Here is a 13,579-nt window from a genome sequence, read left to right as displayed (position 1 = left end):
CTGAAGTAAAAACCTCAATTATTGTTCCGCATCGAATAAAGAATTTATTGTCTGACAAACATAACTGACTAATATCTCCTATTAATTTATCGTCAGAAAGTGGAATATAAGTGATTGATGCCGCAAAATCTGATAGCTTCGCGTGTGAATCCTTGTACGAAACATCAGATAGATTTATTATCTGCAAAGTATCTCTTTTTATTTCATCTTGTTTAACCGATGACTTTTCATTCTGCCTAGAACTACAACTCAAAATCAGGCTTCCAACCAACAGAAGCATACAAACGAAGAAAAAAACTTTTGTTTTCATAAGCGTGAAATTATAGGTATTTAAAATTCAATCAATTCTTTTTATCCTTTTCTCGTTACATTTCATATTTTTGACAGATGTCGAAAAGCTTTATCACATTTGTCAAAAAGCTTTAGCACATATATGGAAAAGCTTTACGACTACTGTCAAAAAATTAAAAAGCAATGAATATTTTGGATGTATCCAATCTATTAAAAGTCTTTCAGGAAATCGTCTAAGCTGAGGTGTTCATCCGTAATTCCTAACTTTTCGGTTTTCAGCCGGAACTTACGTTTCGAAATAGCGGCTTTACTGACACAGTAAATATCTGACAGGTCTTGCATATTGACATTCAGTTTTACCAGACAACAGAATATGACGTCTTTCGGAGTAAGAGCTGGGAAAGACTCATGCAAACGACGGGTAAAATCGTCGAACACGGCATCGACCGACTCTGTTATTTCCTTCCATTCCTCGTCGGTCAACCGGATCTTCTCGTGTGTTCCGGCAGCACGATCGCCTTGTAACGAAGGTAGTTTGCTGTAAAAAGAAAGACGACGGAAAAGGGCTTCGCGCAAATCGGCAACCTTCGACATCTGCCAGGCTTCTTTCTCTCGCAACAGACTGATTTCTGTTTCTTTCTTCAACAACTCGTTTTGATACCGCAGGATACGGGCTTCTTCTTCCATTTTCTTGTTTTGCAAGCGGACTTCGGCCAACGCCCGTTCCCGCTTGATACGCAAATAAAAGAATATAATCCAGGCAAGCAACAACACCAAACCCAACAACGAAGCCAACAACCAGAGTTGTTGTTGCTGCCGCTTCAGTTTGATCTGATACAATTCATTCTCCAGTTGGGTACGTTTGAATTGGGCAATATCCACTTCTGACTCAATATGTGAAAGCAAGGACTCGTCCAACAACTGCGATTTCTTCATGCTGTCAAATGCTTTCTGCACGTCATGTAAAGAAAGATAATAATGCATCAGGCGGGAAGAAGCCAGGCTGGCAATGGCCGGTGAATAGCCTTGTTCTGCTTTCCGGTAATAATACAAAGCCGAATCTACTTGTCTCAAATCTTCAAACGCCTGGGCCTTGAGATAGAAATTACGGGAAGCCCGCAACTTGGGAGATTCTTTCAACTGGGTATTCAGCTGTAACGCATCGCCCCATCGTTCGTTCTGTTCCAGCCACGACATCTGATGGGTATAAACAATGTTACTAATCACATCGAAGCGTTCGGTATCCGGCATATAATCTGCCAACATCGCATACAGGCTGTCCACTTTCCCGTCTTCGTTCAATGCCTGCAAAGTACGGATACGAAAGACCGTTGCCTGAATATAACAGATCGAATCAGGAGCCAAGACACAAGCTTCTTCCGCTTCCTGCAAAGCAAGCTTCAATTCTCCTTTTTGCAGATAGGCTTGCTGCCGGTAATAACACATATCAAACGCTAAAGAATCAGCCACCTGTGGAAATTTTTCCTGCAATACCTGACTCAGCAGTAACACCGAATCCGGTTTTTCGTAATAACTCTTCCGCTGTATATCTAGCCAAAGCAATTGGCTGATATAAAACGAATCCTTCTCCTGCACTGCCAGCTGGTTTGCTTCCCGCAGAAGAGAATCCGACTGGCTTCCAAGTGTATAAAATTCGATTTTTCCTTTCAGGTAAGCATAGCGCAACTGTTCTTTCGGGGCAAGTTTTTCCGGATGTTCAATCTGGGAAAGGTAAAAGTCCGCACTATCGAGCGAAGCGACAAAAGCCCTTTCCGCCTGATCCAGCAAATAGCGCGGCGAATCCGTACAGCCAGTCAGCAGCCACACCCAACAAATACCCATCACCAACAGCAGTCGCGCCATGTATTGCATAAACACTCGTATTAATTCTTCAGCTTCGCCAGTAAAATTACATTATTTCCATTTTCATCCAAAGAAGAAAGGCAAGCTTTGATGCGGGCTTGTACCGATTCGTCCAAGTTTTCCTCCTTCAAGGCTTCTTCCAACTGTTCCTTCAGGGTCATCGGTTCCATATTGGCGATATAATAACCATTGGAAAAACTCGGCCATGCCGAGATATGTAGAAAATCATTCTTCAGCCGCATGAAGTTTCCTTTCAAGGTCGTTTTATCGACGATATAATAAGCCGGAGCCGAACCTTGAAAAGAGGTTTCACTGACTTGTACCGGGAAAGACACATCGCCCATAAAATGATGCGGCAATTCGGTATATCCGTGCCAAGGCATTTTCTCTCCGGTAAATAGCGTCGTAAACCGAGGCTCTAACCGGTTCTTCTCCCAATTATAATGATATAACGAGTCTTGTTTAGCTTCCGGCACGATTATTAAGAACATCACATCATACGCCGACGTATTGCGTGCATCCATGACTTCGTTGCTGAAATCTCGTGGAGCCATCAAATGGCCCGGAGCAATGCTCTGTTTCCGATTACCGTGCATGTCTTGTACCCAAACCATTTCAGCACTTCCTTCAAACGGAAGTTTGGTAACAATCACTGTCGAATCGGCCGTATTCACCCGAAACTTCCCTTTCGGGACACGTGTATTCAGCGGGATATACGGTTGCGGATTTCCTTTCAGGTCGAATACCAGAATCTTCTCCGCATTCCACGACATAATATAAATACGGTTATGCGCTTCGTCCAATTGTTCGGCATACGTCAGTTGATATTCATTCGGTCCCTGCCCAAACGAGCCTACGGTACAAATAAACTTACCGTCTCGTCCGAATAATTTATAAGGAACCTGCCTGTTATTGCTGACAAGAATATAGTTGTCGGAAACAGTTGTGCGTACCCAACCGCCCACCAGCGCCTCGTCCCGATTATCGAGCGGAACGATCTGCAGTTCTTCCGTCAGCATACTCAAAGGAACATCCAAGGTATCCGTCGCTTTTGCCAAATCACACACAATCAAATCACCTGTAGGCAACGTTACTTTCTCGGCAATAACCGGCATTTCTCCTAAACTGTCTTGCTGCGTACTGCTACACGCCATCAACAAGCTGCATGCGATTCCCATCATCCAAGGAATCATTGTTTTTCCTGATACCATATAACCATCGATTTAATAAGTTTACAGGGCAAAAGTAGAGGTTTATACGAATAAGGGCAAAAAAGCAATTGGACATTTCAGATCATTCAGACAAACATAGACAACTCATTATCAACCGACTAAAGAAATACAAAAGAGAAAATCAATGGACAAGTACAAAAGAAACATCCTGTGATACGGGCATTCACCTCGCATCACAGGATGACAGTAAAAAACAACTGTTTATCTTCGTTGTGAAAGAAGCGTATTTAAAAGACACGCCGGTATTATTCGATATTCTTCCGGATTTTAGTCAGGAAAGTCTTGATACCATCCGTATCTCTATTCTTGATAATATCCAGCAGCGTATTCAATTCCTCCTGAATCCGTTCGATCTGCTTCGGAGTCCGCGGATTAAACAGAATTTCCGTCAACAGATAATCATCTTCCGAAAGCAGGCCACGGGCAATCTTCATGTGCCGTTTGAAAGTCGTACCCGGCGCATCCTGATGTTTCATCGTAGCCGCAAAGACCATGGTCGAAGCGAAAGGAATACCCAATGAATAAGCCACCACTTTATCGTGCTCTTCAAACGTATATTCACGGATATTCAGATGCAGGCGGCTGTATAAGTCCTTGAAGAAGATCTTTCCCAGATGATCGCCTTCCGAGATGATAATGGTATTTTCCTTCTCCAGATTTCCCAGATTGGCAAAAGTTGGCCCAAACATCGGGTGTGTTGACACATAAGGAAAACCACAAGTCTCGTAAAATTCCTTCAAATGTGTCTTGACCGAAGCAATATCGGCAATGATACAATACGGCTGCAAGTAAGGCAATACTTCCCGAAAGGCATCAATCGTATGATTCAATGTCACACAATTGATCACCAGTTCCGGAGCAAAGTCCTTCACTTCCTCCACCTGTTGCATCCGGACTGCATTATAAATAAAACGCATCCGTTTCGGATCTTTTTCCAGAACAGCGACCTCATGGTCAAAGCTAAGCAAATCCGTAAAGAAAGAACCCATTTTCCCGGCTCCTAAAATCAGAATCTTCATCGTGACGTCTTATTTTTGTTCTTGCTCTTGTTCTTCGTTCATAATAATCATTTGCTGGCGGACAGATTCTTCGTGAATCAGACTTAATATCTTCTTGATAAAGTCGGTATTCAAATCCATCTGCTGTCCCATATCGGAACGGTTCTCCAGAATCTCGCTGTAACGCGGAGATTGCAGGATTGGCATATTATGTTCTTTCTTGTAAACCCCAATTTCCTTTGAAATACGCATACGCTTTGCCAATAACTCCAATACCTGTTCGTCGATACCATCAATCTGGCGGCGTAAAGCACTTAAATTCTCGGTTGTCTGGGTTGATTCACGGATCACCAGCAAGTTCAGTACGTAATCCAATACATCCGGTGTAATCTGCTGGGCAGCATCACTCCAGGCAGCATCCGGATTACAATGCGATTCGATCATCAAACCATCCAGACTCAAGTCCATTGCCTGCTGACAAAGCGGAGCTATCAGTTCGCGTTTACCACCGATGTGGCTCGGATCGCAGAAGATTGGCAGATTCGGCATCCGACGACGCAGTTCAATCGGAATATGCCACAAAGGCAAGTTGCGGTAGATCTTCTTATCGTAAGAACTGAATCCGCGATGAATGGCACCCAGACGCTTGATACCGGCACCGTACAGACGCTGGAAAGCTCCGATCCACAATTCGAGATCCGGATTAACCGGGTTCTTTACCAAAACAGGAATATCTACACCACGCAAAGCATCCGCAATTTCCTGTACTGCAAACGGGTTAACCGTTGTACGAGCTCCGATCCACAAGATATCAACACCAGCCTTCAAAGCTTCGAAGACATGATCTTTGTTAGCGACTTCGGTAGCTACATACATACCGGTTTCTTCTTTGACCTTCTTCAACCACGGCAGACCAATCACGCCGATTCCTTCGAATCCTCCGGGTTTGGTACGCGGTTTCCAAATACCGGCACGGAATATCTTAATGCCTTTGGATGCCAAATTCTTGGCTGTTTCCAATACTTGTTCTTCTGATTCTGCACTACAAGGACCAGCAATAACAATCGGACGCTGCGGATCAATTCCCGGTAGTAAAATAGATTCTAATTTCATCTCTTCCATGACTATATTTTTCTTTTTATTATTTAGACTTCATTTAATAACTTTCTGAATACGAGTTAAAGCCTCCTGCAACATCTGGTTATTACAGCAAAGCGAGATCCGGATAAAACGGTTTCCCTGACTGCCGAAGATAAATCCCGGTGTAAGGAAGACATTCGCCTCATATAAAACTTTATCAGCCAATTCTTCACTGCCGCTGTATATATCAGGAATTCTTCCCCACAAGAACATGCCGACCTGGTTCTCATCGTAAGTACAACCCAAGGTATGCATGATTTCTCCGGCCAAAGCCCGACGGCTGCGATACGTTTCGTTCATCTTATCATACCAAGCCTTTGGAGCGGCCAAAGCCTCAACTGCCGCATGTTGCATCGGTTTGAACTGACCTGAATCAATGTTACTCTTCACTTTCAGTATCCACTGAACAAACTGTTTGTTGGATGCCAACATGGCCATACGCCAGCCCGGCATATTATGCGCTTTACTCATGGAGTTCAGTTCAATACAAATATCCTTTGCTCCCGGAATACTCAAAATACTCAACGGATGTTCGTTCAGGATAAAGCTATACGGATTATCGTTACATATAATAATACCATGCTTTCTACCAAAGTCAACCAGCTTTTGATACAGTTCCATACTGGCATTTGCTCCGGTCGGCATATTCGGATAGTTCGTCCACATCAACTTCACGTTCGACAAGTCCATCTTTTCCAACTCATCGAAATCCGGTTGCCAGCCTAACTCTTCCTTCAGTTCATACGGAATCAAATTCGCCTGTACCAATTTGCTGACCGAGCTATACGTCGGATAACCCGGATTCGGAACCAACACACCATCACCCGGATTCAGGAAAGCCAGTGAAATATGCAGAATGCCTTCCTTTGAACCAATCAGCGGCTGGATTTCAGACTTCGGATCCAGCTCTACCTGATACCAGGTTTTATACCAGTCGGCAAATGCCTGGCGCAATTCAGGAATTCCCACATACGGCTGATAACCGTGTTCGTTGGCATTGCGGGCATGCTGGCATAAGGTTTCGATCGTTTGTTCGGAAGGAGGTAAATCCGGACTACCGATGCCTAAGTTGATCACCTTTTTCCCGGCAGCATTCATTTCTGCCACTTCCTTGAGTTTCTTGGAAAAATAGTATTCCTGTACGCTGTTCACCCGTTCGGCAGGAACGATTTTACAAACCTTGTCTTCCTTCTTCATATTCACCTAATATTTTAAAGTCCTTTGTCAATGGCCGGATCGCATCCAACGCCTGTCTGTATCGGGTATAATCCACAAAAGTCAGGTTGATATAGAACATATATTCCCATTCACGGCCAATAATCGGTAATGATTGTATCTTTGTCAGATTCATGTCGTAGAAAGAAAGAACAGACAAAACCTTGGAAAGGCTGCCGGCTGTGTGAGGCAAGGCAAATACAAGAGATGCTTTATTCTTGATAGAATCTTTCATCATCTCGTCGGCCGTCCAACGATCGGCAATCGCCAGAAAACGGGTGAAGTTCCGTTTATTGGTCTCGATTCCTTCAGCCAATACTTCCATTCCATAAATTTCGGCAGCCAGTTTACCGCAAATTGCAGCATGACCTTTCAACTGGTTCTCGGCAATCCAACGAGCACTCGAAGCCGTATCGTCTTTCTCGACAACTTTGGCATAAGGAATCGTATCCAGGAATTCCGTACATTGCATCAAAGCGATCGGATGCGAATTGACTTCCTTTACATCTTCGATCTTTGTTCCCGGCAATGCTACCAGTGAATGAGAGATGCGCAATTTGTATTCTCCGATAATACTAAAGCCACTTTCGCGGATCAACTCATGATTCTGCAACAAACTTCCGGCGATGGTATTTTCAATCGCCATCAAGCCCAAGATAGAAGGATCACGTTTGATAGTCGTAATGACATCCCGAAAGGTATTGCAGGGAATGGTTTCCACTTCATCCTTCTCAAAGTACCTGCGAGCTGCGATATCGTGATACGAACCGGCTATTCCTTGAATTGCTACTTTTCTTTCCATTGTTACGTTTCTTTTGTCTTTTATTGGATTTGAGTTTCAGGCTCGAATTGCCAGATAATAAAAAAGTCCCACCGGATTCCGGCAGGACTTTATATCTGATTATTGATACATACAAACTATCATCAACTCTTTACATACAAACTCCTGCCTTTACCTTGCTATAAAAGTAAAAGTAATAAAAGTAATATGTAAAGCTAAATCGAGTCATCTTTATTTGTTCGTTTTTAATTACGGGGCAAAAATAACGATTTTTCCGTAAAAACAAGAAAAAAGTAATATTTTTCTTCAGAAAATGATATTTTTCCGAATCCATACCGATCAGACAACCTTTTGTCCGGCTCTCAGACGAAGCATATCTTTGGGAACGGCTTCTTGAATATGCTCTATCAAGATCTTGGATAAGGAATGACGGATAAAGTCTTTCCGTGTAACGAAATAGATTTCACGTGTCGGCTTGGGAATAGCAAACGGACGTACCATTTCCTGTTGTTCCTGACTGAGTTGCAAGGTAGCCAGTTCCGGAATGAATGTCATTCCATAACCACTTTCCACCATGTGCATGAATGTTTCCAGGCTACCGAAACGATAAGCCGCCTGATTAACCCGGGCTTTCTCCCGCTGGCAGAAACGCATCAGCTGATCGCGGAAGCAATGTCCTTCGTCAAGTAACCATAAACGTTCGTCATTAATATCCGTTGTCCGGATTTTGTCCTTTTCGAAAATAGGTTCGTTACGCGACACATAGCCGAAGAATTCTTCATAATAAAGAAAATGGCCCTGAAGTTCGCTCTCTATCGGTTGGTTGGCGATAATGGCAGCATCGATTTCACCTTTCAGCAAAGCAGATAAAGTGGGAGCCGTCTGCATTTCCTGGATCCGTATATCCAAATCCTTGTGTTCTTCCGCCAAATGTTGCAGGAAACGCGGCAATAAGTAAGGAGCAATGGTTGGCAAGACAGCCAGCCGGAAAGAACCTCGGACCGATTCTTTCTCTTCCGTTACAATGTCTTTGATCAGCGAAGCCTGATACAAGACGCGCTGGGCCTGTTCCAATACTTTCATACCGGCCGATGTCGGACGAACCGGCTGCGAAGAACGGTCAAACAACTTCACTCCCAACTCGTCTTCCAACTTCTGCACCATCATACTCAGCGTTGGTTGTGTTACCCGGCAGTATTCGGCAGCCTTGGCAAAATGGCGGAATTTATTAATCGCCAAGATATATTCCAGTTGTTGAATCGTCATAAATACATCTTTATTCTGTTTATTTTACAAATGTACATGATTCTGTTTGATTCTAGTAGGTGGATTCTATGAAATATTGTATATTTGTCAAAAGAAAAAAACGTATATGTATGCAGCCATCTATATTGATTGTAGAAGATGATGTTACTTTTTCACTAATGCTAAAGACTTGGCTGGGCAGAAAAGGGTTTCTTGTAGAATCCCAGACGTCTGTTTCTGACGCCCAAAAGTGTTTGGATAGCCGGTCATTTCAGTTGGTCCTGTCAGATTTGAGATTACCTGACCGGGATGGAATCGAATTGCTGAAATGGCTGAAAGAAACACATCCGGATGTGGCCTTAATTATGATGACCAGCTATGCCGATATCCATACGGCCGTACAAGCGATCAAATTGGGAGCATCCGATTATATTTCCAAACCAGTCAACCCGGAAGAATTGCTGACGAAGATCAAAGAAACCATAAAAGTACCTGAATTATCAACCGGCAAAAGCACAAAGACTGCTGCCGGAAATGCTGTTTCGAACCCGTATATAGAAGGAGTAAGCCAAGCGGCCGTCTCGATGTATGAGCATGTCCGGCTGGTTGCACCTACGGATATGTCGGTATTGATCACAGGATCGAGCGGAACCGGCAAAGAATATGTTGCCCGCCGGATTCACGAGCAAAGTAATCGGGCCAACGCTCCTTTTGTGGCTGTCGATTGCGGTGCTATTCCCAAAGATCTGGCTGCTTCTGAATTCTTCGGTCATGTAAAAGGTTCTTTCACCGGAGCCATCGACAATAAAGTCGGCGCTTTTGTTGCAGCACAAGGCGGAACTATCTTCCTCGACGAAATCGGTAACCTGACTTACGAAGTGCAAGTCCAGCTTTTGCGCGCCCTGCAGGAAAGGAAAGTCCGGCCGGTCGGCAGTAATCAGGAGATCACCATCAACGTTCGTCTGGTATCTGCCACGAACGAGAATCTGCGTCAAGCCATTGAAAAAGGAGATTTCCGAGAAGACTTGTACCATCGAATCAATGAATTTACCATCCGGATTCCAGACCTTTGCGAACGTCAGGAAGACTTGATGCTGTTTGCCAATAATTTCCTGGATCTGGCCAATGCCGAGCTGAAGAAAGATATCATCGGTTTTGATGCCGAAACAATCCGTCTCTTCCAGTCATACAGCTGGCCCGGCAATCTGCGCCAGATGAAGAATGTGATCCGCTATGCTACCTTGCTGGCCAAAGGACGCTTCATCACTTGTGCCGAATTGCCTGACGAACTCCGCGAAACGCCGCAAGCCAAACATTCCGTCTCTCAGTTGCGTGACGGAAACCATGAGATTGATCTTATCCGAAAGGCTTTGCAGGAATGCGGTAACAACAAGACGAAAGCAGCGCAAATGTTGGGTATTGACCGAAAGACTCTCTACAACAAACTGAAACTATATCAGATAGAATAAAGCTTTCAGTCCATCATCAACCGCATATAACCGGACGATTCCGGTTCATCCAGTAAGCATGTTGTCTGTTCCCGGACAGACCATGCTTGCCAGGCTTCGTCCGTCAATGGTTTGTCAGGATGCATCTCTTTCCAACGCGATAGGAATCGCTCAGGAGAGAGAATACGTGCCATCCCATATCGTGCTGTCTTTCCCGGCAAACGATAGTCGATTTCCTGCCGTTGAAAGACAGCTGCTGCAGCCTGAAATAAGGTACCGCGTACTGATTCCGTATCGGCTTTCCATTCAGGCAGGAAGAGTTTTTCTCCGGAAGGTACAGCCATTAGTACACCTTGTATCTCTTGTTCCTGCCGATACAGGAAACATTTTCCATCACTGGCTATGATATCTTGGTAAAGGAATTGGAAATCTTCCCAAGAATGTAATATGGAAACCGGTTCTTCCCGCCACTTCCGATCCAGATAACGCCAGCCAGCATACAAATCAGAAACCGTTAACTCTTCCACTCCGGCAAGCGGATACGGAGGAATTGCCGGATAAGTTTGGGTCGCATGCCGGCAACCAAAGGCTTCGGTAAAACCGGATTTCCGGTAGCAGTCGAACAGCCAGTCGTGGGCCGGAATCAGAAAAGCCAATCCACTACCCTGCTCTTTCAAGCGTACAAAAGCTTGTTCCAACAGCTGATGCATATAGCCACGCCGACGATAATCCGGATGTGTACAGACACCATATATATAGGTAGCCGGAATCGACTGGCCATAATAATTAATGGTATAAGGAAGTAACTGCATGGCGCAGACAATTCGCCCGTCTTTCTCCAGCGTCCAAGCATTTTGATCCTGATAAACCTGACTGAAGAAACGGTAGATAAAATCTTCGCTGTCTTCAAAGCAGCACCGCCAAAGCTGGATGATTTGATCTTTCCGCTCCATAGGCCTTATTCCGATTTAATCTTTTTGATAACGGCGGCTTTCGGAAGCAATATCGTCGGATTGTAAGATAACTTCGCCTGCCGCAAACCGGGAATACCCAGATCTTCCTCTCTATTTATATAAAGGTATTGCTCGGGAATGCGGGAAGCAAATTCCTGATTGATGATGCTGTAAGCTCCATCGTAATGGGTATCCGCCTTTTCGACATGCACGCCAAACGTATCCTGATTGATCGGCGAACCAAAGGTAAATGCCACCAACTGATTATCTATCCGGATTGCTCCGCCCATCAGATCCAGTTCCTTAAAATGCTGAAGGGCAAAAATCATCGACTGCCGTTCTTCTCTCAACTCTTCCTGATCCGCATCCGTACGGTTTGCCTTGTACCATTTCGCTTCCAGTTCCAGACATTCGGGTATCAGTTCAGGCGTCAAAGGGACATATTCGTACGCATATTGCTTCTTGAACTTATTGACATGATTCCGCTTTGCCTGGAATTTCTTGCCTTTCAGGGTGGCCAAATCTTCGCGTAAGTAAATATAATCAAAGTAATCCCGCTCGGGAATGTAAGTAAACTCGCCCGGGAAAGCCTCTTCCAGCAAATCTTTCGATACAGGTGTCACACCCAGCATCAGCAACGGATGTCCGTGTTGCCAGGAATCTTCTTCCAACTGCAATAAAGCGTCCTTGAAGTCGCCACTTCCGATAGGCCGCATATAAGCGATCCGGTTTTTATCTTCTATGCGGAAACGAATCAACAGAAAGTTCTTATAGACAGCGAACTCACTTTGATACAGGAAACGCCAGCTACACATATTGGAAAAAGCCAAATCGCAATTGCGCAACGGAGAAGACAACGTAAAAGAAGTGATCGTCTTTTTGTCATCGACGGTAATCGGATTGAAATCTAACTGCATATCCTTTTTAATTCTAATCATTAATCCATCTGGAATCTCTGAAACCAGCTTCATATACAAAACTGACAAAAATCCCCTTTTGTTTATCTTCCTTCAAAAAATATACCACTCTTGCGTATTCTTCCTGTTAAAGGCAAAAATTCTTTTCGTATTCCCGAACAATTCTTTAGTTCACGTCGTGAACTACTTAATCCACGACGTGAACTAAGTAAACCACGGCGTGGATTAAAGAATTGGTCACTGGAATAACATCTTTGATAGACGACTCCGATAGGAATAGAAACCGGATAACAGGTTTTGGCAAAAGGATATTAAATGTGGCATAAAAACTTTATAGGGTAAACAGCCTTGTTGGGACATGTAAAATAAATGACTACTTTTGCGCCATAATAAAGAAAAACGATCGTATCCCGGCATGAACAGCCGGAATCGTTTGGACAGAAAACAAGACTAATATGGATGATTCCAATTCGCGAACGTGTAATTTGATTTATTAACTCCGGAAGAGACATTTCGAAGATGCCTCTTTTCGGGCCTAAAAAGAGAAAGGAGGCAATAAGATGAGAGGTTATCTTTATTGTGGAGAAGCCGGCTTGGTAGAAAAGCAAGAGTGGCTTCCAAACAGCTGGGTGAATGTTGAATGCCCGGATGCTGATGATTTCGATTTTCTGACTAAAACCTTGGGTGTTCCCGAATCATTTCTGGATGACATTGCGGATGTGGACGAACGTTCACGCACGGAAGTAGAAGGAGACTGGTTGCTTACCATCTTACGTATTCCGGTACAGAGCGACGTGGCGGGTATTCCTTTCACGACGGTCCCACTCGGTGTAATTACCAACAACGACATTATTGTGTCGATCTGCTACTATCATTCGGAAATGCTGACAGATTTCATCGAGCATACCCGGAAGAAAAGTGTATTGGTACGAAACAAGCTCGACTTAATATTCCGCCTGATTTATTCATCGGCCGTCTGGTTTCTGAAATACCTGAAACAAATCAATGTAGATGTAACGGCAGCTGAAAAAGAACTGGAGAAAAGCATCAAGAACGAAGATCTTCTGCGATTGATGAAACTACAGAAGACATTGGTTTACTTCAATACCTCCATCCGTGGCAATGAGGTACTGATCGGAAAACTGAAGACGATCTTCAGTGATACGGATTATCTGGATGCAGATCTGGTGGAAGATGTAGTGATCGAGCTGAAACAGGCCTACAACACCGTCAACATCTACAGTGATATTCTGACAGGAACCATGGATGCCTTCGCTTCCATCATCTCCAACAACGTCAACGTCATCATGAAACGTATGACCAGTCTTTCCATCACGCTGATGATTCCGACGTTAATAGCCAGTTTCTATGGTATGAACGTAGATATTCATCTGGAAGAGATGCCTCATGCCTTTGCTTGGATTGTCATTGCTTCCGTCGTTTTGTCAGGTTTATCATTCGTCCTTTTCAAGAAGATCAAATGGTTCTAAGAACCA

At 44.0% G+C, this 13,579-nt stretch carries 12 protein-coding genes; 2 read left to right on the top strand and 10 right to left on the bottom strand.

The features are described 5' to 3' along the window. The 8 genes from MUN53_RS04885 to MUN53_RS04850 all read right to left on the bottom strand — a co-directional run. On the bottom strand, positions 1-310 hold a 310-nt coding region (locus tag MUN53_RS04885), incomplete at its 3' end, for a 6-bladed beta-propeller (protein WP_243323637.1). A gap of 191 nt (positions 311-501) precedes the next feature. Then, positions 502-2,163 carry a hypothetical protein gene (locus MUN53_RS04880; RefSeq protein ID WP_243323635.1) on the bottom strand — a complete coding sequence of 554 codons (1,662 nt, stop codon included), beginning with the start codon at positions 2,161-2,163 and terminating at the stop codon, positions 502-504. 11 nt (positions 2,164-2,174) lie between these two features. After that, complete coding sequence (locus MUN53_RS04875; RefSeq protein WP_394803038.1) at positions 2,175-3,347, bottom strand: 6-bladed beta-propeller; 1,173 nt, start codon at positions 3,345-3,347, stop codon at positions 2,175-2,177. Between the two features lie 284 nt (positions 3,348-3,631). After that, positions 3,632-4,405 (bottom strand): prephenate dehydrogenase, encoded by a 774-nt coding sequence (locus tag MUN53_RS04870; protein ID WP_243323634.1) that lies wholly within the window; start codon positions 4,403-4,405, stop codon positions 3,632-3,634. Between the two features lie 9 nt (positions 4,406-4,414). Further along, positions 4,415-5,497 (bottom strand): bifunctional 3-deoxy-7-phosphoheptulonate synthase/chorismate mutase type II, encoded by a 1,083-nt coding sequence (locus tag MUN53_RS04865; protein WP_243323639.1) that lies wholly within the window; start codon positions 5,495-5,497, stop codon positions 4,415-4,417. 39 nt (positions 5,498-5,536) lie between these two features. Continuing rightward, positions 5,537-6,721: a pyridoxal phosphate-dependent aminotransferase gene (locus MUN53_RS04860; protein ID WP_243323633.1), complete on the bottom strand. Its 1,185-nt coding sequence runs from the start codon at positions 6,719-6,721 to the stop codon at positions 5,537-5,539. Further along, the gene (locus tag MUN53_RS04855) at positions 6,696-7,541 is read right to left on the bottom strand and encodes a prephenate dehydratase (RefSeq protein WP_243323632.1); all 846 of its coding nucleotides are present in this window, start codon (positions 7,539-7,541) and stop codon (positions 6,696-6,698) included. The genes MUN53_RS04860 and MUN53_RS04855 overlap by 26 nt, the downstream gene beginning before the upstream one ends. A 318-nt stretch (positions 7,542-7,859) precedes the next feature. Further along, the gene (locus MUN53_RS04850) at positions 7,860-8,786 is read right to left on the bottom strand and encodes a hydrogen peroxide-inducible genes activator (RefSeq protein WP_243323631.1); all 927 of its coding nucleotides are present in this window, start codon (positions 8,784-8,786) and stop codon (positions 7,860-7,862) included. 110 nt (positions 8,787-8,896) lie between these two features. Here MUN53_RS04850 and MUN53_RS04845 point away from each other — a divergent pair, with 110 nt between their 5' ends. Beyond that, a complete protein-coding gene (locus MUN53_RS04845; RefSeq protein ID WP_243323630.1) occupies positions 8,897-10,234 on the top strand; it encodes a sigma-54-dependent transcriptional regulator in 1,338 nt (445 codons plus the stop codon). A 5-nt stretch (positions 10,235-10,239) separates the two neighbouring features. Here the strand turns inward: MUN53_RS04845 and MUN53_RS04840 are convergent, their stop codons facing one another. Further along, a complete protein-coding gene (locus MUN53_RS04840) occupies positions 10,240-11,166 on the bottom strand; it encodes a GNAT family N-acetyltransferase (protein WP_243323629.1) in 927 nt (308 codons plus the stop codon). A gap of 5 nt (positions 11,167-11,171) precedes the next feature. Next, positions 11,172-12,083, bottom strand: coding sequence for a DUF2156 domain-containing protein (locus MUN53_RS04835; RefSeq protein WP_243323638.1), 912 nt, complete (start codon positions 12,081-12,083; stop codon positions 11,172-11,174). Positions 12,084-12,643: 560 nt separating this feature from the next. On the opposite strand from MUN53_RS04835, the gene MUN53_RS04830 reads away from it, so the two are divergent. Then, complete coding sequence (locus MUN53_RS04830) at positions 12,644-13,573, top strand: magnesium transporter CorA family protein (protein WP_243323628.1); 930 nt, start codon at positions 12,644-12,646, stop codon at positions 13,571-13,573. Positions 13,574-13,579: the final 6 nt, after the last annotated feature.

The organism is Parabacteroides faecalis (assembly GCF_022809355.1).
Classification (GTDB): Bacteria; Bacteroidota; Bacteroidia; order Bacteroidales; family Tannerellaceae; genus Parabacteroides; species Parabacteroides faecalis.
The sequence above is the reverse complement of the archived record's forward strand: the minus strand, read 5'-3'. Positions and strand labels throughout refer to the sequence as shown.

What these genes read in the sequence shown, in the direction of transcription:
- MUN53_RS04855 (WP_243323632.1), bottom strand. Translation starts at nt 7,541, where the DNA reads ATGGAAAGAAAAGTAGCAATTCAAGGAATAGCCGGTTCGTATCACGAT.
- MUN53_RS04880 (WP_243323635.1), bottom strand. Translation starts at nt 2,163, where the DNA reads ATGCAATACATGGCGCGACTGCTGTTGGTGATGGGTATTTGTTGGGTG.
- MUN53_RS04870 (WP_243323634.1), bottom strand. Translation starts at nt 4,405, where the DNA reads ATGAAGATTCTGATTTTAGGAGCCGGGAAAATGGGTTCTTTCTTTACG.
- MUN53_RS04835 (WP_243323638.1), bottom strand. Translation starts at nt 12,083, where the DNA reads ATGCAGTTAGATTTCAATCCGATTACCGTCGATGACAAAAAGACGATC.
- MUN53_RS04875 (WP_394803038.1), bottom strand. Translation starts at nt 3,347, where the DNA reads ATGATTCCTTGGATGATGGGAATCGCATGCAGCTTGTTGATGGCGTGT.
- MUN53_RS04830 (WP_243323628.1), top strand. Translation starts at nt 12,644, where the DNA reads ATGAGAGGTTATCTTTATTGTGGAGAAGCCGGCTTGGTAGAAAAGCAA.
- MUN53_RS04860 (WP_243323633.1), bottom strand. Translation starts at nt 6,721, where the DNA reads ATGAAGAAGGAAGACAAGGTTTGTAAAATCGTTCCTGCCGAACGGGTG.
- MUN53_RS04845 (WP_243323630.1), top strand. Translation starts at nt 8,897, where the DNA reads ATGCAGCCATCTATATTGATTGTAGAAGATGATGTTACTTTTTCACTA.
- MUN53_RS04840 (WP_243323629.1), bottom strand. Translation starts at nt 11,166, where the DNA reads ATGGAGCGGAAAGATCAAATCATCCAGCTTTGGCGGTGCTGCTTTGAA.
- MUN53_RS04850 (WP_243323631.1), bottom strand. Translation starts at nt 8,786, where the DNA reads ATGACGATTCAACAACTGGAATATATCTTGGCGATTAATAAATTCCGC.
- MUN53_RS04865 (WP_243323639.1), bottom strand. Translation starts at nt 5,497, where the DNA reads ATGAAATTAGAATCTATTTTACTACCGGGAATTGATCCGCAGCGTCCG.